The following is a 25,328-nucleotide window of genomic DNA, read 5'->3' on the forward strand; positions in this document are numbered from 1 at the left end:
TCTGCGGATAGGCGGATTAAAAGCTCTGCATTATTTTCTCCGTCATAAGCATTGTAAATATTACCGGCATTATTAATCAATTTTTGCTCCTTAAAAAACAATTATGCTGACTATTATATAAGAAAAATCGGCAGGAAAAAATTGAAGATTTTATCTATCTGCAGCAATCTGTGTCCCATATCCGGGATCGGTTTTGTAGATATCGCTAGACTCCGTTTCGATAGTATAGGTTTTTGCAAGGCGGGTAAAAGAGGCTGATGGACTTATCTGCATTGATGGAATAAAAAGATGTTTCCATGGTTTACCTTTATGTGCGGTACTCCATTCGGAAACGGTTTTGCAGTAGCGGACTGCCCGATTTTTCTTTGCAATGACATCGGGTGTGTCCTGTTTGTCTTCTCCTTTTACTTCAATCAAATAAATGCAAGAAGATGTTTCAGCTACAAAATCAGGTTCGTAATGCTTTCCTCCATTATATTGCAGGTTGAATTCTTTTTTTGCAGGACGAAGCCATTTTTGAACCGTCTGATCTTGTTCCATGATACGGGCGAGAATGAGTTCGGGTTTGCTGTCGAACTTTGCTTCCTCGAATACTCCTTTTTTTATACCGGTAAATACAACTGATTGTATGTCTTTATCGTAAGAATCAAAGAAACGGGAAGCAGTCGAGTAGTTGTAGGCTTGTTCAAGATTATAGGGCTGTACTAACGAAACTTTTTCTTCAAGGAAAGATTCTTCACAATAAAAATGCTTCATAAGCTGTGAGTGAATTTTATCGGCAATATCTTTTTTATTCATCATTACGATATTTCTCATACCGTTTTCGGAATATTTATTTCTGTAATGAGAACAAACTTGAGTAACCAGCTTCTGTAATAGTGCTGCAGAACGCCGATAATCAATTTCAGATTTTTCGCATAGGCAGTTCATAATCTCTGCAAGCGGGTTGTAAGCATCAAAGTCAATGGCGGAACCTTTGATATGAAGCCTGTCCCCCTGATCTTCCAAATTTTGTATAAGGATATCTTCACCCGTTACCGTATGATTAAAGGGTTCAAGGTCAAGATCAAAATCCGCAAAATGATATTCCGGTAAGCCCGAATCGGTAACAGTAATATGCGGAATGGGTATGTATTTTGAAGAAAGTGTTTCGCAATATTCGGAAACGGTTTCGCTAATCCACGAAGCAAGCGGGTCTACATTCTCTGTATAGATTGCACTTAAATCTTTATCCGATGAAAGTTCCCTTTTAATGGTCTGTGTGATTTCCGTTTTTTGGCCGCTTGAGAAACTCAACTTTATATCCGTGCCGGTTTGCCGGCGAATGTATGTCCCTACCGTTTTTTGTATGAGTGTTCGGGTGTCTTTGAACAATGCGGCATGTGCTTCGTTTTTTTGCATTCCTGTTATCCGATAGGCTTTTTCCAATTCCGCATCTTCATCGAATTGAATGGATACTTGAGTGTACCTAAGATTTTCCTGAGTAATGTCTTCCGCCTTTATGATATTTTCGGCTTTAAAGATGGAATCGCCTTTTTGTGCTTCTTCTAAAAGTTCGGCAAATTTATCGTGAGCGGTAAGCATTACCATGTCAATTTCTTTATTGCCTGTCCGCTCGCCGTAGGGAAGGCGTAAACCGCGGCCGACCATTTGTTCCCTTAATATTCTTGAAGCTGCTTGCCGCAAGGGAACGATTGTATAGAGGTTATTAACGTCCCAGCCTTCTTTGAGCATATTTACATGAATAACAATTTCAATAGGATTTTCGTATTTTTCGACTTCAAGCAATAGCTTCATGTTCTCTTCGCTTTCGCTGCCTCTTTGATTTGAATGTACTGTAATGATTTTTCCCTTGTAAGCTCCGTCCTTAAAAAAATCCGAACCGAGGTAGTTTTGAACCTTTTCGGCATGGGCCGTATCTTTACAGACAATAAGCATGAAAGGTTTTACTTTCCGCTTACCGGTGTTTTGGGCATACTGTTCAAGTTTCAGTTTTGCCCGTTCATGACAGAGAATACCGTCATTGAGCATAACCTTGTCAATTTCTTCTTCTCCGAAATTGAAAAATTGAATATCCTGACGGGTTACTGCAAAGGGGGTACGAGTGTAGCCGTCTGCAATCGCTTTTGAAAGCGGATATTCATACACAACATTTTTAAAGTTGATCTGCTTTGTTCCCGATTTTGTGTAAGGTGTCGCCGTAAGCTCCAAGCCTAAAATCGGCTTAAGTTCATTCAGCGATTGTGGTGAGACTCGTCCATTATCAGTACAAGGTCGTTCATAGAAGCAAGACTTTCAAAAAAAGAGGTACCAAGATATTCGGAAAGGCTCCGCATTTTTGCCCGCTCTTTGTTGAATTTATCTATGTTAAAAATAAAGATGCGGATATCGGAGCCGAAGAGTTCAAGATTTTTATAGCGGTAGTCTTCATCTGCAATGATGACCGGAGGAGAAGAAAAACAGCCGAGTCCTTTAAAAACATATTTTTCGGTATGAGGCATTCCAAGGTCTTGTTTTAATTTTGAGTAGATGGTGGTGTTGGGTGCCGTTACAAAAAAGTTTTTGATGCCGTAGTTTGTATAAAGGTAGGCAATGAAGGCTCCCATCAAACGGGTTTTACCGACTCCTGTTGCAAGAGCAAAGGTAAGCGAAATAAAATCTCTTTCAAAATCGCTGCAGGTAGGATAGCTGTTATGTACCGCTTTGAGGGCAGCTTGTTTATCGCTTTGTTTATCGGGTTTTACCGAATTGACTATTTTTGCAAGTATTTCAAGAGATTCTTTTTGAGGTTTTCTGAGGCTCATTATTCCTGCAATGTAGTCAGTTGTGTATTCGGGAAAACGGTTAATCATCGGTCTATTCCTTTTCTTCCTTGTTTTCGGTATGTAATGAAATCCATTTTTTGATTTTCTCACTAGTGATATTGCCTGATTCAATTCCTAAGCCTAAATCTACTAATTCGTTTTGAGTATATGTCATTTTTTTATTATTGAGTTCAAGAAACACAAGCATTACATGAACTCCTATTCTTTTATTGCCGTCAATAAACGGATGATTTTTAATGAGTGCATAGCAAAGCTGCGCCGCTTTGTCAATAATGTCAAAATATAGTTCTTTTCTATTGAATGTTTGGAATGGAGATTGTAATGCTGAATCGAGAAGTCCTTCATCTCTTATGCCGTCTGTTCCGCCGGTTGTACTGATAAGGCTACGGTGCATTTCTTTAACCTGTTGTTGTGTAAAGAAAATCACTGTGCAAGTTCCTTATATGCGTCAAGATTTTTATGTATAAGATTATTGGAAACTTCAAAAAGTTTTTTGTCCGAAACAATTTCAGCTTTTGTTCCAAATAATGAAGTATCCGATAATTTATCTGCTTGAGTTTCTTTTGCGTTCTCTTCATCTGTTTTTTTACTCAGCTTTTTATTTTTTAGAAATAAATATTCAATATAGTGCTGTACTTCCTGCTGCAATTCTTTTGAAAGTAAATTATATTGATGTAACATTACTTCATTCATACATACCTCCATCCTATTCCCATTATATCACATTTTGCGATTTATTTGAACTGCCTATCACTCATCATCTTCTTCATATACAGGAGGGTGCACAATATTGAGGCTGTAGCCGGTTTTGCCGAATTCGCATTTTTCAAGCAGCATTTGGGGGATTTTTTTGACTGTGATATTTGTATATGCTTTTGCCGCTGTGGAATCAAATGAGGTACAGGCGATGGTAAGATATTCTTCTTCCTGCATGGTGTTGTGAATGGATTGCAGGTACGCGGCGGTTACATGGCGGGTAGTAACGAATAAAAATGATTTTTCGCTTGAAACGGACTGCTTCCAAAAAAGGCTATCATCGGGCTTATAGGTAAAGCCTTCGTGCAGGGCAACGGCGGCACTGAGCATATCGGGACTGTATTCTTCATTAATGACCGGCTGTCCGAAAGAATCGATGTTGATAAGGGAAGGGGCCAGCGTATAGAAGGTATAGCCTCCGCCTCCATGCCAGTTTACGTCTCTTGAAATGCCGCCTTGGTCTTCGCCCGAAATAACCTTATCGAGCCGGACCTTACAATGGGTATAGGCGTGTTCGCCCATTTCGATACCGATCCATCGCCGTCCCATTTTATGAGCAACGGCAGCGGTTGTTCCCGAACCGAGAAAGGAGTCAAGCACGATGTCATTGGGAGAGGTATAATATTTTAATATTTGATATAACAGTGTTTCTGGTTTTTTCCCAGCTTTGAAACTAACTGAACCTTCTAATCTACAATTTCCAAATTGACCGGAAAAATCATAGAAATTAGGAACTGGTAGATGTTTGATGCTAACTCCTTTTTCTAATTCTATCCTTCTTTTTAATGGTACCCCTGAATAAAATTTTCCTTTTTTTGCTGTCTCTTTTTTAGGTCCGCTGATGTATCTGAATCCTAAGCCATCTTCTCCAATATCATACACCTTATACAAGCAGCCCAATCCATCAAGTTCTTTTCTTTTTGATAAATACAGTTCAAAGAATTCCCCGGCACTCGCTTTTACACGAGCTAACGAACCTGTAGCCCATGTTTCTTTTAGTCCATTGATATTTGGTTTTATTTCTTTTATTTCATATTGATTTTGCTTTAATATTTCTACTTTTTTATTACCAATATTGATAACCTCCCCTTTCTCTTTTTCTATTATTTCCCATTTAAATTTATCAAGATTATACATTTCAGTTGGACGATTTAAATTTACATATTTTTTATTCTTTGCATACACATGACATTGTTCAATAACTTTTTGATAATCACTATCTTCTGCTAGAGTTTTATTTGAATATCTTACTTGAATATATAATGTAATGAGGTAGTTTGACCTACCAAAAATTTCATCAAGCATAATTTTTAAATAAAAGCCTTCAGAATCATCTATTTGGCAACATAGAATGCCATCTTCTGATAAGAGTTTTTTTAATATTATTAATCTATCATACATCAAGCTGAGCCATGTGCTGTGCTCAAGGTTGTCGTCATAGTGTTCAAAGGCTGCTCCCGTATTGTAGGGCGGGTCGATATAGATGCATTTTACCTTGCCGGTATATGTTTGTTCCAGAGCTTTGAGTGCAAGAAGGTTGTCTCCGTGAATAAGGAGGTTTTCGGCTGTGCCGTCTTTTCCGAGATTTGAGTTTTTATCGTCTTTGATTAAGATACGCGGTTCCGGCTTTATAGGCTTATCCTTGCCGTACCACGTTAGTTCAAGTTTTTGGGACATGTCGATAGTATAGCATAAAAGCGGGAAAAGGGGGAGGAGGGTATAAATATATTGTATATATGTCCCAATATAAATATAGTTGTCCTAGTATTGACAATTATTGCAAATTATATTATAATCTGTCCTAAGATAAGGAGATTGTGATGAAAAAAAAGAATGTCATTAATCTAATCAAATACTATACTGAACACAATGATGCTGCCTTTAGGGCAGAGGCTTACGATATTGCACATGATTTTGATAAAAATGGTGATTTTCAGCTTGCAGAATATGTTATGGCTCTTCTTTCCAATGCAAATACATTTATTCCGCAAATGATTGAAAGTAAATCGGATTTTTTTGTAAAAGTGTTATTTAACAATGATCCTCTTCCGTTACCTGAAGATATAAAAAATGATCTTGTTGGTGCAGTAAATGCCGTTGGCTATAATATCGGTGTAAATAAATTTTTATTTCAAGGACCGCCTGGAACCGGTAAAACTGAAACCGTAAAACAATTTGCAAGACTTTTAGGGCGTGAACTATATGCTGTTAATTTTGATTCTCTTATTGATAGCAAGCTTGGACAAACATCAAAAAATATTGCAAATATTTTTGAAGAAATAAATAATCTTATATGCCCTGATAACATAATGATTCTATTTGATGAAATTGATGCTATCGCTTTGGATAGGACTAACTCCAATGATTTGCGTGAAATGGGAAGAGCTACATCTTCAATTTTAAAAGGATTCGATAATTTAAATAATAAGGTTGTGCTTGTTGCTACAACAAATTTATATAACAATTTTGATAAAGCTTTAGTTAGACGCTTTGATTCAGTAATTGATTTTGATAGATATACAAAAGATGATTTATATGATATTGCTGAAATGCTACTTGATTATTATCTTACCCAATTCAAATCAATGGGAAAAAACAAAAGGCTGTTTAGAAAAATCATTGAATTGATGCCTAGTCTTCCTTATCCGGGAGTGTTAAAAAATATTATAAAAACTTCGCTAGCCTTTAGTAATCCTTCGGATGAATTTGATTATTTTAAACGCTTATATAAAAACTGCTACGGTGATGATGTTCCTGAACCTAAAATTTTACAGGAAAAAGGTTTTACGGTTAGGGAAATTGAAATACTCACAGATATACCTAAAAGTTCTGTATCAAGAGAATTAAGGGGTAAAGAATAATGAATGATATATTAATGTTAAAAGGTCATTTTGAACAAAGAGGAGGAAAGTCTCCCGGGTTTAAAAATATTCCAAAAGGAAAAACCGTTTATCTTGAACATTTAAAGCTTTTAAAAAGAGAGCTTGAGTATGTTTATGACTATTGGAAAAACGATAAAATTCTCGATAAAAAAATTTTAACCGTATATCACGATAGAATTCTTGCAAAGAGTAATCGTATACAGGTTATATTGCCGCATCCGAATGCTTCAATTATCGGTGCAAAATTTGAAAATAAGGGTATACAAAAACACATTATCACATATTGCTTTAGTTTGAAGGAAATAAGGGAAGCTATTGATGGTCTTGAAACTTGTATAAATATTTCTATCAAAAAAGGATGGACTATTTTTAGTTATGTTCTGATAGATAATATAAATAAAGGAATAGAAAAGATTGATAAATCAAAAACAATGAGCAAAACGAAATTTGTTTCAATGATTGTTGATTCATTTTATATAGAGCATTTTGGTGTAGAAGATCATAAAAATGTAAATTTACAAGCTGATATAGCATCTGATTCATTGATAACAATTTATGATACAGGAATACCTGTAGATATATTATTAGAAAATATAGGTATAACATATATAAAAGAAAAGTCTATAGATAACACCACTCTACTGCTTAGTCCTGATCAATATAAAATTTTATATGCAAAGGCTCCTTTTTTGATTGCTATGACTGTGTCCGATATGAGGAATATTGCACAACCTAGTATAAGTCCTAAAACAGTTACAAAAAGAACTATACCGCCTCCTTCAAATGAGCCTATTATAGGTGTTATAGATACTCTTTTTGATTCCTCTGTTTATTTCTCAGATTGGGTCGAATATCAAAATATGCTACCTACCGAAATACCTATAAAAGAAGAGGATATGCAACACGGAACAGCCGTTACTTCTATTATAGTAGATGGACCTGCATTAAACCCAAGTTTGGATGATGGATGTGGAAGATTTAAAGTAAGGCATTTTGGAGTTACAATTGCAAAAGCATTTAGCTCATTTTCAATTCTTCGTGCTATAAAGGAAATAGTAATTGCTAATAAAGATATAAAAGTATGGAACCTCTCATTGGGTTCGGCAATGGAAATTAGTAAAAATTTTATTTCACCGGAAGCTGCTATTCTTGATAAAATTCAATACGAAAATGATGTGATTTTTGTTATCGCTGGTACAAATAAAAATGTTTCTGATAGAAAAATTAAATATATAGGAGCTCCGGCCGATTCAATAAATTCTTTAGTTGTCAACGCTGTTGACTTTAATAATCAGCCTGCATCATATTCAAGGAAAGGGCCTGTGCTTTCTTTTTTTGCAAAGCCGGATGTATGTTATTATGGTGGTGATAAAGATGAACCTATGCAAGCATATACAAATAAAGGAGATACGTCTGTAGTCGGTTCTTCATTTGCTGCTCCTTGGATTGCCCGAAAGTTAGCTTATCTTATCCATATGCTTGGTGTAAATAGAGAACTTGCTAAGGCTCTTATTATAGATTCAGCGGCAAACTGGCGCGAAAAAAAAATAGATATTGACTATATGGGCTTTGGGGTTGTTCCTAAACATATTCAAGATATTGTTCAAACAAAAAATGATGAAATAAAATGTATGATCTATGATACATCAGACACTTATGATATGTATAATTATAGATTTCCGGTTCCCTTGGTTAAGGATGCTTATCCTTATGTTGCAAAAGCGGTACTGTGTTATTTTTCAAACTGTGATAGAAATCAAGGAGTTGATTATACTAATACTGAACTTGATCTTTACTTTGGACGAATACAAAATGCAGGAAAAGGAATCAAAACTATAAATAGTAATACACAAAGTTCAGAAAAAAGTAATGAGTTTACAAATGAAAAAGAAGCTAGAAAAGATTTTCGTAAGTGGGATAATACGAGAATTATATGTGAAAAAATTTCTACTCGGAATAAAGCTCGTACTAGATACACTAATCCATTTTGGGGAATAAGTATAAAACTGAAAGAGCGTATAAATAAAAATAAAAAGGAAAAAGTTAAGTTTGGACTTATAATAACATTGAAAGAAATTAATGGTGTCAATAGAATTGATGAATTTATAAAAAATTGTATTGTAAATAATTGGCTTGTTAGCAGAGTTAATGTTCAACAGCATATTGATATTTATAATCAAGCAGAAGTAGATATTCAATTCGAAGAATAAAATCAACAAGGAGAAAGAAAGTGCCTACGTCATTAAGTGATTATTTAAATGTTCCAAAAGAAGTACTGGATACGGAAGGTTGTTTTGATACGATTCTTGATCTTGATTCTCTTATGTTTGTTAACTTTGTTCGTATCAAAGATAGCATTACTCCTGAACTGGATGGTGCATATAATGCAATCCTAGAAACCTTTAGGAAAATAAAAAAATTATTGAGTGTGTCGCAATCAGAAGATGACCCTTTTTGGCGTAAAGCTGAAAATCTTTTATTAATGACAGAATTTGAAGAAGTATGCCTTGGTTATTCCAAGAGTGGTACTGCAGGTTCTGGATCAGGTAAAGAATTGAAGTTAAAGATATTAAGAGCTGCACAAAAGATTATTAATGCAGGTATACAGGAACCTGAGATATTTGAACTTGTAGGATTATTTGATGATACTATCGGTCCGGATAGAATCAGTGATTTTATTGCACGTACAATTAGGGCTTATTTGAAAAACTATAAATTGAGGGTTTTAAAAAACATTGGGATAACGCCTGAAACAAGAAAGAATATGAGATTTCAAAATGGCTTGATAATTAATCCTTTTAACCATAAGCTCTTATATTTTCTTCCTAAAGAAATATTGCATAAATTACCTATTGCATCTGACTGGGGAGATATAGCAAGGGTGTGTGAAATAAATCGCAGGGTTCGTGATGAAATTAATAAGCAGATTGGCAAAGAATGGTATGATATGAGTATTTCTGAAAAGAAAAAGAGTGCACGTAAAATCATACTTAATGATCCTAGTCTTATATATAGTTTAGTAGACGATTATCAAAATTTTCATCTTGATACTTATGATTTTGAAACTGATCCTCTAGGAGAGGCTTCATGGTATCAAGCCGCAAAAAATATTACTCAGCTTGTACCATTAAAATTCAAAAATACCAATATTCAAACAAAAGAAGATTTATTTGATATGGTAATACAAATTTGTAATCGCTTTAAATATTTAATCGAAAATAATGGGCTGACAGAGATACTATATGCAAATGGTAAACCTCGCAAAGAAAGAATAGCACAACGTTTGTTTTATGGAATTGCTGATTCTTATTGTAAGGCAAATAATGTAGATATAAGTCCTGAAACAAATTCTGGAAGAGGTGCAGTTGATTTCAAATTAAGTATTGGCAATCAGCTGAAAGTTGTAGTTGAAATAAAGCTGAGCAAAAATAACCAGCTATTACATGGTTATAATACACAAATTGAAGAATATAAAAAAGCTGAGAAAACCACAAAAGCCATTTATTTAGTGATTGATACAGGATTTAATGATAAAAGGTTAGACGATTTGATTAAACACCATAATGAGTTACAAAATAATGGAATAACGAATTGTGAGTTAATTATTATAGATGGTATTATAAAATCAAGTGCTAGTGTCTATAAATTGTAATAAGTATTTCATAAATAAAAGAAACTTCCCGTAAAAAACTATATAATGCAGATAAATTCGGTGCTTTGCCCAATATCAATGTTAATTTATTAAAAGAATTATTTTATGCCGAGAAAAACAGGAAAAACACCAAGTAATATTTTTTGACTTTACATTCTTGATACATTTCTTACTTTGTGTATACTAATAAATATAAAATAAACCTTACTATAATATTGTTTATAAGAGGTTGTTTCATTTGCGAATTATAGATAAAAACAAAGATTATTATGATTATTTGGCTCATCAGCCGGATAGTGATGATGGAGTAACATTTGATAGACGAGGTTCTATTCCTTTACGGAATGAAGATTTTTTTAATATTTTAAGTGAACATGTCAAAAATCATAAATATTACCGCCGATATTGGTGGCTTTGGGAAGAAGAACCGGTAGAATACAATAAATTTTTTGCGGTCCGTGCAGGAGTTAAGTTATTTTTGATCGGTCTAAAATTGGAAGTTGATGAATCTGATTTTCGGAACTGTATTTTAAAATCTTATAAAATGGAACTTATAAAAACCTTTGAAGATTTTGATTATAGAGGAAAAATTTTGGATATAGTTTCAGTTGAGAATATAGATATCCTTGTTACTGCAATAAATAAAAAAAGGCTTGAAAATGTCAAACTTTCAGAACTAGTTATTGAAAATATGGGTTTATCGGATGAGTTTTATATTTTAAAAAATATCGGCATTCCTTCTCTTATTCCTCCCGAACAAATTTATTATGGTATGGAAACCTACTTATTTTCACTTAAAAATGATAAGAACTGTGAATCAAAGGGTTTAACAGATTCCGAAAAGATAGTTAATCACGGTTTCGACAAAAAAACATCTTTTAGGAATCTGTAGCAGATACTTGCTTAACTGATGATATTATCCTCCCCCCATTCCACTCGCTCTCTTACTGCTTACAATCGATGCTCTATTAGTGCTGCAATAGGACACCTATTACGGCTAGAATCGATGCCCTATTACAGCCGTAATAGATGACATGTTTCAGCACTACACTAGGCACCCTCGTGAAATACCTCAAAAATGATCCCATAAATTCATCAACCGCAGACTTTATCAAAAGTTGAGGCTTGATGAATTCCGCCGTTTTGAGAAAGCGAGAAACGGCACACACTAAAGCGAGTTTGCTTTATGCAAACTCGGCGGTTAACGAGGCAGCGGTATGTATGCTGCCGAAGTTATACATTTTTTAAATAAAATTAGTATAAATTCTACAAAATTTGTAGAATTTTTTGTAAAATTTGTTGACTTTATTCTTTATTTTGTGTATTATATAAACATGGGGAGACGATTTATGGGAGTAGTTACATTGTATGGTAAGGCTTTAAGGAAGCTTCGTGTAGAACATGAGCTTACGCTTAAAGCACTGTCGGAGAAGTTAGATTGGGAATTATCACCGGCGTACTTATCTGCAATAGAGATAGGTAAGAGGGCGATACCTCAAAACCTTTCCGACAAAGTAAAGGAAAAATTGGGGCTTAGTGAGGCGGAATATAACGAGTTAAAGGAAGCCGAATATAAATCCGCAAGTGAACTAAAGCTCAATTTTAATGAGATGAAAGAATATCAGGCAGAAACGGCTCTCGTTTTTGCACGATTATTAAAAAACTTTGACACTGAAAAGTGTAAAAAACTGCAAAGTATGATGCAGAAACCCTAAATTATCGGAACAGCATACTTCTGTCCGATAGAAGGAGAAATTTTATTGAAAAAGATAAAAAGACTAAAAACGGTGTGCATCAGTGAGGCCGACTTATTGATAATCGCCGTAATTGTACACTGCATTTTGAAAACGGACACAATGTATGTAAATGTCCCGGCTCTTATAGAGCTGAAACTGCAAAAGTTTGATGAACATTTTCAATTTATTGTGCTTGAAAAGGACGAGTTTATCAGCGAAGTAAAAGACAAGAATATTCAGGCTTTTACCGAGATTATTCCGCAGAGTAATGAAGCGGTTCACTCCATTGTTGTGCCTTCCGATGTGTATGATGGTGCCTGTACAGGTAACTTTCAGGATAGGATGACCTTGGCACATGAACTTGCTCACTACATATTGCACGGTATTTTGAAAATACCCGTCAGTGAATTGCAGGATGGGGAGGTCTGCTCAAAGTATGAAGACCCTGAAGCAATTGCAGATATGCTGGCTAGGTTTTTATTGTCGGTCTGCGGTCTTGTTCAAAATATGAGTTCTGCAGAATTATCCGCCGAATGCGGCCTAAGTGAGCAGGATGCCGTATCGGTACAAAAAGAATATAAGGAGGGTATAGCGAAAATAGTTTTTATTATCAAGACAGTGCTGTTCAAGCACAAAATGAGCTCAAAACCGGCAGCATAGCATTCGGCTTTGAGCTCATTTTTTAAGGATGTTACCATCTCTTTTAAGCATAAGAACATGGTAGCACTCCTTAAAAATAAAGTCAAGAGCTGTATTAAGAAATTTTATAGCTCATCGTTCTCTATTTCAATTTTTAAGGAGGAAATTCTATGATGAATTTTCAAATACCTGAACACCGGGTAAGTATGATGTTGTACAAGAACCGTTTTGATAAAACGGGAGAATCATTTTATGGGCGGGTACACCGCAGTAATAAGACGCTCAGTCTTGAAAATCTTATAAGCTTGATTGATGAGCGGGATACGGGCATATCGGCACATTTGGTACAGCATAGTGCACAGCTGCTGCATGAAGAAATTATGAGGCAGCTTAGACAAGGAAAGGCTGTAAATGTGCTTGGCATAGGTACTTTTTATCTTGCCGCTGACGGTATAGTGAAGGGCAAAAACCCGACACCTGCCGATGTTCCGCCTCTGTGCCTGCGGTTTACTCCTTCTGCTGAAGTAAACAAAAGCTTAAAAAAGCTTTCGGTTTCGCTTGTAGTACAGTCTCAGCACGATCCTCAAATCGATGCGGTAAGAGATTTATTCAGTCAAAAAGACAATGAAATTATTACTTGCGGAAAATCGCTTAGAGTTTCGGGAAACCGAATTCGCATCCTCGGTACATTGGAAGACTGCGGTATATACTGTGTGCCTCAAGACGGTTCGGAGCCTATAAAGGTAAAAGAAGAACACATTTTTACCAACACTCCATCGTTGGTAGAATTTTTTGTTCCTCCCGAACTTGAAAAGGATAAACAATACGCCATCCGTATTTGCACACAATTCTCGTCGGGACAGATAACCGTCAAGGATCTCCGCACTACGGAAACGGATTTTTATCTAAAAGCGGTGTAGGTTTGGCGGAAAAGCTGTTTGCTGTTCCGCCTTAATCTTTTAACTGTTAAACTCTTCCGGCTAATCTGCAAAAGGATTAGCCGGATTTTTTGTTTTTAACAAATAGGGTAAGTTAAATCATTACGGGAATAAAATTGACATGGCTAATTCTTCAGCTTCAATTCTATTTGCATCTTCAGGAGTAACAAAAGCTGCGGTTTGAACTATTTTATTACCTGATAGATAAGCAGTTGTTCTTGCATCTGCATTTGCTTCTACTTGTTTTGTTTTTGCATCTGCTTTTATTTTTGTACGCTCGGTATTTCCTTCTTGAGCAATTTTGAGTAATTCTTGTTTAGCTTGTGCTTTTTGTTGTTCAGGTGCAAGATTTTCCTGAACTGTGAGCATACGGCGTTTAGCTTCAAGTTCAAATGCTTTTTCTTGCTGGCTCATAACAGTCGGATGGCGTGCATCCTCCATCATTGTTTTTACTAAGTCCTTAACATCTTCTTGTTCAGGACTTAAATCTTCTGGTATATCGCCTAGGACCTTTCTTAAATAAAAGGCACTGGTTCTTACCCATGTTTTTTCCGGGATTACATAAACTTGATATACAATACACTTGCGTGTAATCTTACCGCTTAGAGCATCCTCTTCATCGACTATGTGATAGAATTCGGCTTTTTTTTCATGCCCCGATATTTCGACTTGAGACTGCGAGGTTGTAACTTCTTCAATAGCTTGTCTTGTTTTTTCGGATATATCTCCATTACGTGCTTTTTCCGCTGCTGTTACACAAATGCTTCTTTGAAGCTCTGTAGCTACTAATCTGGCATAATTCATATCGGCATACATTTGTGCTCCTCTAACATCACTTGCACTTACCATAGATACCTTTACAATATCGTTATCCGAAATACCGAATTTAGCCCTAGCCTTATCATAGTTATTTTGAAATGCTTCCATCAACCACTCAGGTCTGGCTTCAGTTCCAAGAGAGCGTCCCGACCAATCTCTAACATAGGTCTTGTTAGCTTCAACTTTAACACCTGATTCGTTGTATTGCTTTGCCGAAGTTTTATTCTCTTTTTCCGGTAAAGATACACAACCTGTAAAAATCATAAGTACGGCTGCTGTACTTATTATGATGATATTCCTTTTCATATCACCCTCCTAAAATTTACATATTTCATTCACCGGCCTTTTTAAGGGCAGGCGGTAATGACATTTTTATTTCAGAACAAATGTTATGTTCCATGCGTTTTTTTGCCATAACTTCGGTGCTGGCTCCCATCCTGACAAAGCTTTTTTTATAAGAAAACACAAGCTCATCGTTTTGTTGAGATACAATATCTATACTCAAGTCCGGCGTAAAAAATACACCTGCTTGCAATTCGCTTTTATTTTCAGTTAACTTGGTTTTACAAATATATGCTGCTTGTGTGTTCTTATTACTGAGAGAGAATCCTAAATTTAGAAGAACCTCTTCTATCGAAGTTTTTATTTGTTCCGGGATCGCTCCGGTTAAACTAACCGAAACCGTACACTTTGCTTGTATTTCCTTTATTTTTGCATTAAGGGTAATGATTTTATCTTCTACATCCGCATAATTTTCCGCTTCATCAGGAGATAAAACATGTAAGAATTGCAGAACTTTTAATGCCGAATTATTTTGTAATATACTTTTTACCTGTAAATAAAAAATAGCTTTTTTAAATAAATCTCTTTGTATTTCTGCCTGTGAATAAATAGTTAAAAACGGTTTTACCGCTTCTTTTATTTTAGGTTCGTATATTTTCAGAGCTTCAGCACGGTTGATGTAAGAAATTACCTCATATTGTTTTGCCGTTTTATTGAATTTCGGTTTTGTATAATGAACGGCAAAAAGTTCCGTATCCGACAGCACCCTTGTAATATCTTCAAGACGGCTTTGACTGCCGCTTTCTTGAACAATAGTTTTTTGAGCAGTTTCAATTTTTATTTGAGAAGAAAAATATCGTGAAAGAGCAGCAATAGCATTTTGACAAGATGCATCTTCAGTTTCCCCATACCCTCGTGCTGCAATATAAGCGGAAGAAAAAAGTTCATCTTCCATTAAACTTGCAGTTTTAACTTTTTGATTAGAAGCACATGAACAAAGGATGCACGATATTAAAAATATAACAATATTTTTAAAAGTTTTTTTCATGCTTTATTCCTGTTCTTCAAGATATGCTTCCCATTCTTCAAGAGAAAAAATTCCTGACATGTTAGAATGTCTTTTATGATTCTCAAAAAATTGAAAGTCTATAATACGTGGTATTAATATTTCAGTAAATTTGTCATCTATTTGGATATCAGAAAAAATTACTTGATAAAATTCTGCATTATTAAATAATCTAAACTGAGGAGGTATTGCCTGATTTTCAAACCGCACATCTTTATAATGCATATTTTGAAGATTATGTATATTTTTCCAACTTCCATACCAAATATTACCTAATAATTCACCGTATTTATTATATAAACCTAGTTGTATATGAAAACTCATTTCGTAATCATGATATTCACTAACATTTCGTACCCATTCGTAGTTTTCTTTATTAGCTTTTATTTGTTTCCATTCATCCCATATAGTATTAAATACTACAAGAGCTTTTCTGTTTGGAACAAGTTTTATTCCTGCTTTCAATGTTATGTCTACCGTATTTTTACGGCTATTTATTTTATCACTCATTTTAGAAAAATCATATATAATTATTGGGTAATTTCTATTCATATATTTTTCTAAATCTTTCCATATTTTATTCCATTTTGCTATTTGTTCTTTGTAATAATTTGCTCGCTCTCTAATATTTGTGGGCGTAGAAACTGATAATATTTCGGATATGACGGTAGCTGCTTCTATATTGCCTGATGTATAAGGAGTGGAAAGAAAAGAAAGTGCAGTGACAAGGTCTCCGTTTTTTTCGGCTGCCATACCTTGAGCCAATTTTTTTATATTTGATGTTTCCGATTTATTCTTTGTAATGCTTTTTAGCTCTGTTTCACTAAGCGGAATTTCAAGCCCGGTAAACAAATCTTGAATAATTTCCGAAATAGCTTTTCCGTTTTCGATGTCAATCGGTGCATATTGACCGTTAAAAGAGGCCTTTATTTCATTGGTTGAAATATCATTTACACGGAAGGTTAACGAATAAAGAGTAGGCAGTTTTTGTATTGTTCCGGTTAAAACATATTCAGCATTTGTAAGTTGTCCGAAAGCTGCTGCATTATCAAAAGAATAATGCCCGCTTTCAGAAAGTTTTTGCTCGGCAATAATTACACTTTCATTCTTTCGATCCAATACCTTCATATCAGAAAGTCTTGCAAATTGTCCTGTAAGCGAATCTTGTAAAAATTGAGACATCCAAATGTCATTTTTAGGTGCTTTTTCAAATTGAGGAGCAAGGATTGCGATAGTTTTATCTTTATATTTTGTATTTTTGTGATTAATAACTTTATCTTCTTTATTTTTACGGCTTTTTTTATCAAGAGGATCTTCAATCATTGTCAGACTGAAATCTTTATTTGTATTACCGGTTGTTTTTTCATTAGATGTTTGTGTATCACTCAAAAGTGCATCCAATAAAACACAGCTATTAAACAAAAGTACTGCCGATATTGTAATACTTACCATGAGTATTTGAAGCACAAGAAATCTTTTCATAAAATTTTCTCCTTTAGTTATAGCATATTTATTTATGTGGTAAGTGTCTCCAATAACCAGAAACTATAGTACCATTACTTCTTGGGTAGCTTTTGATAAAAATCTCTCCTTTATGCATATCCACTTGTTGCACTTCGTACGGCTGATAAAATGCATTTGAAATTAATGTATGTGCAAGCCAAACAATTAAAGCTGTTATCGGTATCGCCATAAAAATGACTACTTGACGCATCATTGCATTTTTTAGACTATACTTAAACGCCAGGACAAGTGAAGTTAGTGCTGAAAGGCTTATATACCCCAACATTATTTTTGAAAAAGTAAAATTGAATCCAAAAATAGATACTTTTATAGTTCCATACATAAAATCAAAAAGATCATATAGATTAAATTCTAGAATTAAAATATCTGCAAAAAGTAAGGCGGCAAATAAAATACCCAATAAAAGCATAGGTATCATTTTTATAACGGAAATTATTTTTGAAATCATAGATATGATTCCAATAATAGCGATTATGATTCCCAATGGAGGAAAAATAATTGCCAGCACAGCTCCTATTATAGAAATAATCATTCCAATAATCATGTTTTTTATAATATGCTCTGTGATAATGTAAAAAATCAAAAAGATCATACTATAAGCAACGACTACAAAAGCTATGCCGAGTGCAATATCAGACAGAGAATTTCCGTTTACAATCATTTTTTGCTTTAAAACCACTAAAGCAAAAAAGATACAGAATAAAATCGTACTTTTTATTAACCAACCTAAAAGTAGTATTAGTTTACTTGTAAGTGTTAAGTCAGAAAAAGCAATACTATCACTAAAATCAGACATGTCTTATACCTCCATAGATAAAAAAATTTTAAGATAAATTAATAGTAGGGTTCTGTTTCTGAATTAAATTCCTGTAATTCATCTTGAGTAGCTTTTCTTAAAATACCTGTTACTTCATCTATGACGGCTCTGCCCCAAAATTCTCCATCTTGACTAAAGATAATGTAATAAGGAGTATTTAAATGATACTTAATTCTACCTCCCAGAGGTTTACCATTTTCATAAAACCATGGCTCTATAAGGGCATAAGTCTTATTGGCATTGATATTCCATATTGAAAAGCTGCGTGAATAATAAATTTCTGCCAATTTAATTATTCCATTTTCATAAAAATTTATTGATGTGCATTCAGGTATTACTCTCTCTGATTGACCAAATCCATCTTCATTTACTTCTGTATACATGAAATACTGTTCCGGTAATTCTATTTTATCATCTGCCATAAATATTGATTCAAATTTTCCGGATTCATATAAAGTTATATTACCTGAAGGAATGAGTCCTAAAGGAGTATCGAATATCTGTGTTTGTATAGATGCCTTTTTTAAATTTCCATTTTCATATACTTCAAACAAACCTCCTTCTTTTGTGGTTTTAATTTTACCTATATTTGTTTTTATCCAATCATTGGATTTTAGAAATAAATTCTTTATTTTTCCATTTTCATAAAATCCTATTTTATCATATACTGTAAAATTTGAAAAAAATTCAAGTCCGAAGTGCTTACCGGCGGATACATTCTTTGATAATATTTCGCAACTTGATAATAACCCTTTCTTATCGAAAAAAAGCTTTGTGGCTTCTATTTTTCCTATAGGAGTATTGATTTCTTTTGTTTTAATTTTGACTGATGATATACTGCCATTTTCATAAAAATTAATTCTTCCATCAGTTTTAATATCTCCAATACTAGTTTTTATTATTTGATTGTCTTTTAACCATCCGGTCTTTACTATTTCGTCTTCATAGAATTCTACTTTATTTTTATTGTGTGCATCACCTTCAAATATTAGTAAACCAGTTTTAGTTTTCAACTCTAGATTGTTTACAAGTTCAATTTGTTTCATCATGCCGTTTTCATAAAATTCTATAGTGTTTCCATTTTTTAATTCTCCGCTTTTTATGAATCCATTTTTATAAAACTCTATCATTTTATCTGATTTGAATATGAGTTTACCGGACTTTGTTTTTAGTTCGGTATCTTCCGAGAGCTCTATACGCCGAATTGAACCATTATCATATTTATCCACATAATTGATAATGGCATCAGTTCCATCTGGGAGTATAATTCCCCATAGTAAATTTAAACTGACTGAAAATACAAACATAATTCCTATAATTTTTTTCATTTTTAACCTTCCTTTTAGCAATGCTTAACATTGCTTTGTTTAATTGTTGTATCGATGACTCAATATTTATGATAAAGTCAAATGGTTTAGAATAAACGGTATTACTCTAAACTATTTGCATAACTATGTTTTATAATATTTTATAAACAAAATATGAAGCATCAGACTTTGAGATAAGTGCTTTTATTTTTACTCCCTTTTTTATAGTTGCGATTTTTTTTTCAGATACCATTTCTTTTATAATTGATATTGTTTGCTTCTCCATAAGAGATTTACCAGGGAACTCTATATTTGCTAAAAAGCTATATACGCCCATGCCTTGTGGATTGCTGGAAAAAGTAATATCTTCTAAAACCAATAATTCAGCTTCTTGTTTTTGATTAAAATTCTGCATAAATACCCCCCTTAATTCTTATTTTTATTTTGCCAGTCAATTTTGAAAATAATTATAGCTTTAAAAATAAATTTTAAAACTGACCGCTGTAACCAAGTTCTTGTAACCGTTTTCTTGTTGTAATCGGTAGTTTTTTACATCCTCTAAAAGCTGAAGTGCTATTCTTAAAAACATCTGTTTTTCCTATTTGTTCTGGTATTGAAAGATTACATAATTCTGAGCAGTCTTTAAAACAACCGCCCTCAAAATTTTTTATGTTTTTTGGGATATTAGCAGTTTGCAAATTTGTGCACCCTAAAAACGCATTTTGTTTAATATATTCAATCGTATCTGCAAGATGAATTTCAAGTAAATTTTCACATTCTTGAAAAACAGCCTGATAAATTCCTTCAGTCGATTCTGGAAGTACAATGCTTACAAGGCTGTTACATCGTGCAAAACTTTCTCCGCCTATTTTTTTAACACCAGGCATAATTTTTACAACAGATAAACTATCACATCCAAAAAAAGCTTGAACTTCTATAATTGACACACTGCCAGGTATTAAAACAGATGTAAGATTATCACACTTATAAAAACATTCACCTCCTAAACTTTCAACACTAAGTGGAATTATTACAGAAGTTATCCAATTATTTTTTTTGAAAGCTTCTCTATCTATTCGTTTAACAGGATATCCTTCAATCTCTGAAGGTATAATAACCAAACCTCCAGGACCATTATAGCCTGTTATTACGACTCCTGTGTTGTCTTTATTCAGCTCATAAGAAAAATCTCCAATAGAAGACGGGTTTTCAGTAGTCAATTTATTAAGACTATCTTTATCAATAGTGGAAAATATTTTCTCTACAGCAGCAATATCGTTTTTTTCTAAGGCCTTTGATAATGCAACTTTATTATTTTTAGAACAAGCAACTGTACCAAATAATAAGACCACCATTCCAATCATTGAAACTATTCTTTTATGTTTCATTTTTAACCTTCCTTTTTGCAATATTTTTTTTATTGCAACTATATCTTTCTATTTCCCCGCCCAACCCATAACCGAAAAGGTTCCGCACAGACGGATTTTGAAAAGAAAAGCCGGCTGTCATTCCGTACAGATTGACCGTAAAAACCTAAGCTAAACCGCCCTGTTAAATTGTAAAACAAAAATATTGATTTAATTTCAAAGCTGTAAATATATAAAAAAACGCACAAGACAAAAGAAGCCAATCGTCTTATGCGTTTATTACAAAAGAGAAAAAAATAATGATATAAAAGATTTTGACTTAGTTTATAAACTATGTCGTTTTGACACACGGGGGGGGGTAAAAATGGCACAGTGTTTTGCTTATAAGACCACTGCGTTTTTCTACCTTATCTAAAGCATTTAATGAGAAATTTTTAAAAAAATATAAACTCAAAAAATCTATCATAAATTGACCTTAGCATAAAATATCTATTCTGTCAATCAGTGTGAATAAGTATTGTGTAAATTAATTTTTATTTATAAATCCTTCTGCATTATAATCTCATCGTCGTCTTTGTCGATTTCATAAAAGCCGAAATTTTCATAGAGGTGTTTTGCTGCTATATCGCCTTCAACATAGCAAAGCTGAATACATGAATATTTTTTTTCGGCTTCTATCATTGAAAGCCATTTTTGTAAAGCTGCTTTTCCAAAACCCCTTCCTTGACTGTTTTTATCTATCATAAATTGATCCATGATGCAGACAATTTTTTCACCATCAATCCAATCTCTCTGCATTATAAGCCCTATGGGTTTATCCGAATAATATACGGCAAAAACTTTCGCATTTTCTTTTCTGTAAACAAAGGCTCTTGCAAGGATTGTAACATTTGAGGCTGCGAAATTTTTTTGTTCTTCTTTTATGGAAAGAGAATTGATTATTCTCCAATTATCGGGAGTAATCTCTTTAAATTCAATGTTATAGGGAGCAGGGTGATTAGTTTTCATGTGACAGTTTTAAGTTTCCTTCATAATCAAGATCGCCGTCCAAACCGAAGGCTTTGAAAATTGCATTCTTATCTTTTTTGTTTGCCGGATTATTTAAGCTGCCGCCGGCTGCGGGATAAAAAGATGTAAGCCCAGATATTTTCTTTGTTCGTTGGTTAAAATAAATTGTTTGGTCAACTTTCATTCCTCAGTCGGCAAAACTTTATATAACCAGTTTATCCAGATATGAAAATATTTTAGAAACAGCCTGCTTGTTTTCTTCGGTCATGTTCATAGCTCTGTCTATCTCGCTTGCAATAAGTTCCGATTTTTGATTGATCTCATTCATATTACTGCTTATGCTCTTAGAAATGTCTACAAGCCTCGTCATTTCTTTTCCTGCTTCGGTGTTTCCTATAAGCATTTCTTCAGACCCGCTTCTTACTTCAGAAGTTATCTGCATAATATTTTTTACTGCTCTAAGTATTTGAGAACTGCCCGAGTCCTGCTCATTCATAGCATTCATTATTTCGCTGTTTCTGTTATTGACAAGGTTAAGAATACGCATCACTTCCGTAAACTGTGTTTCGCCCATTGAGGAAGATTTGGTTACTTCTTCTATCTGATTTTTTAATTCCGTTAAAACGGTTGTTATTACCTTGCCCTGAGTACCGGACTCTTCGGCGAGTTTTCTTATTTCATCAGCAACAACAGCAAATCCTTTTCCCGCTTCTCCTGCGTGAGCGGCTTCAATGGCTGCATTCATGGCCAGTAGGTTTGTTTGACTTGCTATGTTTTGTATGACCGAAGTAGTTTCTAAAAGACCTTCGGATTTTTCGCTTAGGGATTTAACAAATTCGTTTGTTTCCGAAATTGATTTTCTTCCCTTTTCGGCTGCGATATTTAATTCTTCCATAGAACCTAAGTTATTTTTTAAAACAGAGGTAATTGACTTTATATTTGCCGTCATCTCTTCAATAGCAGAAACAGATTCAGTTACGGCAGAAGATTGGTTTATAATATTTTTGTCAAGCTGTTCAATATTTTTTGCAATTTGTTCCAACGTGGATTGAGTTTGTAAAACTCCTGAAGATTGGTTTTGAATGCTGTTATTTATTGAAGAAATATTCCCCGTAATTTGATCCACTACATTTGAAGCTGTTGTCATATTCGATAAAAGGTTATGGGCAATATCCTGTGAGGTCTGACCTGAGGTTTTTACATCATTAAAAAATTTTTTATTAAAATCTAAAAGTATATTAAAATCTTTTATTAAAAGAGCTGCCTCATCTCTCGAATCAGCCATAAGAAAATCTTGATTATAATTTCCTAAAGATAAATTTTTTATTGCAGCCTGAAGGCTTGAGATTTTCTTTTTGGTCGACTTGGTTATAAGAACTATATTTATTATTGAAAGACTCATTCCATAGCTAAAAAGCGGAAGAACCTTTGTTAAAAGCTGCATATAAATATCATCGCTTTGTGTCCTAACTAAAGGAGCTATTGTAAAGAAGGCAATTGAAAGAATACTTAAAATACTTACAAGCGCAGTTCTTCGTGTCATCGAAAGGTCTAAATGCTTTTCTTCAAAGGGTAAAAAGGCTGCCCATTTTTCCAATGCTCTTATCATAAAAGAACCGAAGAATGTTCCCATTAAGAACATATTCCCCATAGTTATACTCATATATGAAATGAATGTTCTTGTTTGAGAAATTAGACCGGATTCCACTGAAGTAAAAAACGGTCCGAAAACAGCAATCATCAGCGGAATGGCAAATGCAATTTTTACATATAACGAAATATATTTTTGCGCTTTTATCGGGTCTTTCCTGTGCCGTATTATTGCAGGAATTAAAAACTTGTACCTTAGGATGGGCCCAAAAGTTGAGCTGAGCATTATAACTGCAAAAGTTTTAGTGCTGAGAATATTCATAATGTTTCCTGAGCTTCCTACAATGCGGTTGGTTAAAATGGTCGATAAGATCCATGCCAAGTTGGTTAATAAATCAAATATCAATATGTTTTTAGGCGGACTATAAGTGTCTCCATTATTTTTGTGCATAGCATACTCCTTCTATATCTTTGAGACGTTTAACTTTACTGTAAAATGCATAATTGTGAAATTTTATTGGGAAAAAAGAGCATGATTCAGTAGTTTTGTTAGGTTACCATATAAATAAATTTTAAATAGGTAAGTTACTTGAAAATAGGTAGATTTTCAATTTTTTTGCCATTTTGTTATGCCTGATCTCAAAAGCTTGAATTCCCGTATTATCAAAATAGATATGGGTATTGCACTCAATATTTCAATTAGAAATGTACCATAATAAATCCCTGCAATACCGGTAAATATAGGAAGAATCAACATTACCGGAATATAAAACACGATTTGCTGTAAAATCCCTAATATTGAGCTGATTTTTCCTTTGTTGACGGCAGGAAAAAAAGCTAGGGCAAAGAAGACTAGGGGCATAACCGGAAGAAGAGCCATGTAAATCCTAAAATAGGAAATATTTTGAATGCTCAAGTGCGGATTTTTCATCATCAAGGAAACCGATGTTTGAGGGAAGATAAGTATTAAAATCCATAATGGAGCTATCAAAACAAGGGCTGCAAATACAAATCTCTTAAAGGCTGAAATAAGACGTTCCGTTTTATCTGCTCCGAAATTTATTCCTATCATGGGAGAGAGGGCAATCATGAAGCCTCCTATCGGCTGTAGTATAAATGAAAAAATGCGGGTAATGATTCCGTAAAAGGCAATGTCGTCCTGTGAGCCGTAGTGGTTTAATACATTTAAAACTAAAAGCATTTGAATAGTTCCCATAAACTGCATTATAAAACTTGCCAATCCCATCGAAATAATCTTAGATATAATTTCTCCGTCCATTCTGATTGTAAATACTGAAACCGGAGAATCAGGATTCTTTTTTGCAAAATAAAGGGTAATGATGATAGCTTGTACCGCCATACCGATATTTGTTCCTATGGCGGCACCTTTTATGCCGAAATTAAAAATCACCATGAGTGTATAATTTGCACATCCATTTACAATCAGGCTTATCCCCATAATTGCCGCTGCGGTTTTCATTTTTCCTTCGGAACGGATGAGGTTATTAAGAGCAATGGCATATATCCAAATCGGAGTGCCCCATAAAATGGTGCGGTAGTATTCGCCTCCATGTATTAGGGCATTGCCTCTTCCGCCCATTAAAAAAAGAGTTTGTTCCGAAAAAAGAAATCCTAAAGTCATTACGATTACACTTATTATAAGTGTCAAAAAATTGACATTGCCTAAAATCTTTTTTTGAATATTTTTATCTTCTGCACCGATTGCAATACTTAACAAAGTTCCGGCTCCCGAGCCTATGAGAATACCTAAACCTATTATTATTATGATTGGAGGCAGGGCTACCGAGATACCCGCAAAAGCTCCTTCTTCGGCAAAATGTCCGACAAAGATTCCGTCCAGTACATTGTTTGCTCCCTGTAAAATCATTGCAATAACGGCAGGCCATGAAAGATCAAAAATAACCTTCCACAAGTTTCCGTTTAAAATAAATTCTTTTTGCTTTTCATTTTCCATATTGAAAAAAATCCTAAATCATATAATGCGGAATTTAGCTGTCTTTGTCAATAGTTTTTTCTATTCTCAAATCAATTCTTGACAATAGTCAGGTAAGCTGTTATAATTCTAAATGTTAGCTTATTCTTACTAAAGGAGGCCTTAA

General features: G+C 34.1%; 23 protein-coding genes. 7 read left to right on the plus strand and 16 right to left on the minus strand.

Going from position 1 to position 25,328, the window contains the following annotated elements; genetic code table 11:
- Positions 1-150: 150 nt before the first annotated feature.
- From HGJ18_RS01075 to HGJ18_RS01095, 5 genes are read right to left on the minus strand one after another with little or no spacing between them, the layout of a single operon-like run.
- Positions 151-2,211, minus strand: coding sequence for a DEAD/DEAH box helicase (locus tag HGJ18_RS01075; RefSeq protein ID WP_253697224.1), 2,061 nt, complete (start codon positions 2,209-2,211; stop codon positions 151-153).
- 23 nt (positions 2,212-2,234) lie between these two features.
- Positions 2,235-2,852 (minus strand): DEAD/DEAH box helicase family protein, encoded by a 618-nt coding sequence (locus HGJ18_RS01080; RefSeq protein WP_253697227.1) that lies wholly within the window; start codon positions 2,850-2,852, stop codon positions 2,235-2,237.
- Between the two features lie 4 nt (positions 2,853-2,856).
- Positions 2,857-3,252 (minus strand): type II toxin-antitoxin system death-on-curing family toxin, encoded by a 396-nt coding sequence (locus HGJ18_RS01085; RefSeq protein ID WP_253697229.1) that lies wholly within the window; start codon positions 3,250-3,252, stop codon positions 2,857-2,859.
- Positions 3,249-3,518, minus strand: coding sequence for a hypothetical protein (locus tag HGJ18_RS01090; RefSeq protein WP_253697232.1), 270 nt, complete (start codon positions 3,516-3,518; stop codon positions 3,249-3,251). The genes HGJ18_RS01085 and HGJ18_RS01090 overlap by 4 nt, the downstream gene beginning before the upstream one ends.
- 57 nt (positions 3,519-3,575) lie before the next feature.
- Positions 3,576-5,258, minus strand: a complete 1,683-nt coding sequence (locus HGJ18_RS01095; protein ID WP_253697234.1) for a site-specific DNA-methyltransferase — start codon at positions 5,256-5,258, stop codon at positions 3,576-3,578.
- A 143-nt stretch (positions 5,259-5,401) separates the two neighbouring features.
- Between HGJ18_RS01095 and HGJ18_RS01100 the strand changes: the two genes are divergently transcribed.
- From HGJ18_RS01100 to HGJ18_RS01130, 7 genes are all read left to right on the plus strand, one after another.
- On the plus strand, positions 5,402-6,442 hold the full coding sequence (locus tag HGJ18_RS01100; RefSeq protein WP_253697236.1) for an ATP-binding protein: 1,041 nt from the start codon (positions 5,402-5,404) through the stop codon (positions 6,440-6,442).
- The gene (locus HGJ18_RS01105; protein WP_253697238.1) at positions 6,442-8,673 is read left to right on the plus strand and encodes a S8 family peptidase; all 2,232 of its coding nucleotides are present in this window, start codon (positions 6,442-6,444) and stop codon (positions 8,671-8,673) included. Before HGJ18_RS01100 ends, HGJ18_RS01105 begins: the two co-directional genes overlap by 1 nt.
- 20 nt (positions 8,674-8,693) lie before the next feature.
- On the plus strand, positions 8,694-10,115 hold the full coding sequence (locus tag HGJ18_RS01110; RefSeq protein WP_253697240.1) for a DUF8370 family protein: 1,422 nt from the start codon (positions 8,694-8,696) through the stop codon (positions 10,113-10,115).
- 238 nt (positions 10,116-10,353) lie between these two features.
- The gene (locus HGJ18_RS01115) at positions 10,354-11,007 is read left to right on the plus strand and encodes a hypothetical protein (protein ID WP_253697246.1); all 654 of its coding nucleotides are present in this window, start codon (positions 10,354-10,356) and stop codon (positions 11,005-11,007) included.
- Between the two features lie 457 nt (positions 11,008-11,464).
- On the plus strand, positions 11,465-11,830 hold the full coding sequence (locus tag HGJ18_RS01120; protein WP_253697248.1) for a helix-turn-helix domain-containing protein: 366 nt from the start codon (positions 11,465-11,467) through the stop codon (positions 11,828-11,830).
- Between the two features lie 45 nt (positions 11,831-11,875).
- Positions 11,876-12,511, plus strand: coding sequence for an ImmA/IrrE family metallo-endopeptidase (locus tag HGJ18_RS01125; protein WP_253697250.1), 636 nt, complete (start codon positions 11,876-11,878; stop codon positions 12,509-12,511).
- A 149-nt stretch (positions 12,512-12,660) separates the two neighbouring features.
- Entirely contained in the window at positions 12,661-13,410 is a 750-nt protein-coding gene (locus HGJ18_RS01130; RefSeq protein ID WP_253697252.1) for a DUF4469 domain-containing protein, read from the plus strand.
- A gap of 120 nt (positions 13,411-13,530) precedes the next feature.
- Here HGJ18_RS01130 and HGJ18_RS01135 read toward each other — a convergent pair whose 3' ends face one another.
- From HGJ18_RS01135 to HGJ18_RS01185, 11 genes are all read right to left on the minus strand, one after another.
- Positions 13,531-14,553 carry a hypothetical protein gene (locus HGJ18_RS01135; RefSeq protein ID WP_253697254.1) on the minus strand — a complete coding sequence of 341 codons (1,023 nt, stop codon included), beginning with the start codon at positions 14,551-14,553 and terminating at the stop codon, positions 13,531-13,533.
- A 25-nt stretch (positions 14,554-14,578) separates the two neighbouring features.
- Positions 14,579-15,577: a hypothetical protein gene (locus tag HGJ18_RS01140; RefSeq protein WP_253697256.1), complete on the minus strand. Its 999-nt coding sequence runs from the start codon at positions 15,575-15,577 to the stop codon at positions 14,579-14,581.
- A gap of 3 nt (positions 15,578-15,580) precedes the next feature.
- Complete coding sequence (locus HGJ18_RS01145; RefSeq protein WP_253697259.1) at positions 15,581-17,077, minus strand: CsgG/HfaB family protein; 1,497 nt, start codon at positions 17,075-17,077, stop codon at positions 15,581-15,583.
- Positions 17,078-17,105: 28 nt separating this feature from the next.
- Positions 17,106-17,915 carry a hypothetical protein gene (locus tag HGJ18_RS01150; RefSeq protein ID WP_253697260.1) on the minus strand — a complete coding sequence of 270 codons (810 nt, stop codon included), beginning with the start codon at positions 17,913-17,915 and terminating at the stop codon, positions 17,106-17,108.
- Between the two features lie 38 nt (positions 17,916-17,953).
- Positions 17,954-19,264, minus strand: coding sequence for a hypothetical protein (locus HGJ18_RS01155; protein WP_253697261.1), 1,311 nt, complete (start codon positions 19,262-19,264; stop codon positions 17,954-17,956).
- 130 nt (positions 19,265-19,394) lie between these two features.
- Positions 19,395-19,658, minus strand: coding sequence for a hypothetical protein (locus HGJ18_RS01160; RefSeq protein ID WP_253697262.1), 264 nt, complete (start codon positions 19,656-19,658; stop codon positions 19,395-19,397).
- A gap of 73 nt (positions 19,659-19,731) precedes the next feature.
- Positions 19,732-20,631 carry a leucine-rich repeat domain-containing protein gene (locus HGJ18_RS01165; RefSeq protein ID WP_253697263.1) on the minus strand — a complete coding sequence of 300 codons (900 nt, stop codon included), beginning with the start codon at positions 20,629-20,631 and terminating at the stop codon, positions 19,732-19,734.
- A gap of 516 nt (positions 20,632-21,147) precedes the next feature.
- A complete protein-coding gene (locus HGJ18_RS01170; protein ID WP_253697265.1) occupies positions 21,148-21,618 on the minus strand; it encodes a GNAT family N-acetyltransferase in 471 nt (156 codons plus the stop codon).
- Positions 21,608-21,802 carry a hypothetical protein gene (locus HGJ18_RS01175; protein ID WP_253697267.1) on the minus strand — a complete coding sequence of 65 codons (195 nt, stop codon included), beginning with the start codon at positions 21,800-21,802 and terminating at the stop codon, positions 21,608-21,610. The genes HGJ18_RS01170 and HGJ18_RS01175 overlap by 11 nt, the downstream gene beginning before the upstream one ends.
- Positions 21,803-21,820: 18 nt before the next feature.
- Positions 21,821-23,659, minus strand: coding sequence for a methyl-accepting chemotaxis protein (locus HGJ18_RS01180; protein ID WP_253697269.1), 1,839 nt, complete (start codon positions 23,657-23,659; stop codon positions 21,821-21,823).
- Positions 23,660-23,815: 156 nt separating this feature from the next.
- Entirely contained in the window at positions 23,816-25,183 is a 1,368-nt protein-coding gene (locus tag HGJ18_RS01185; protein WP_253697271.1) for an MATE family efflux transporter, read from the minus strand.
- Positions 25,184-25,328: the final 145 nt, after the last annotated feature.

It is taken from the genome of Treponema denticola (assembly GCF_024181405.1).
GTDB classification, from domain to species: Bacteria; Spirochaetota; Spirochaetia; order Treponematales; family Treponemataceae; genus Treponema_B; species Treponema_B denticola_D.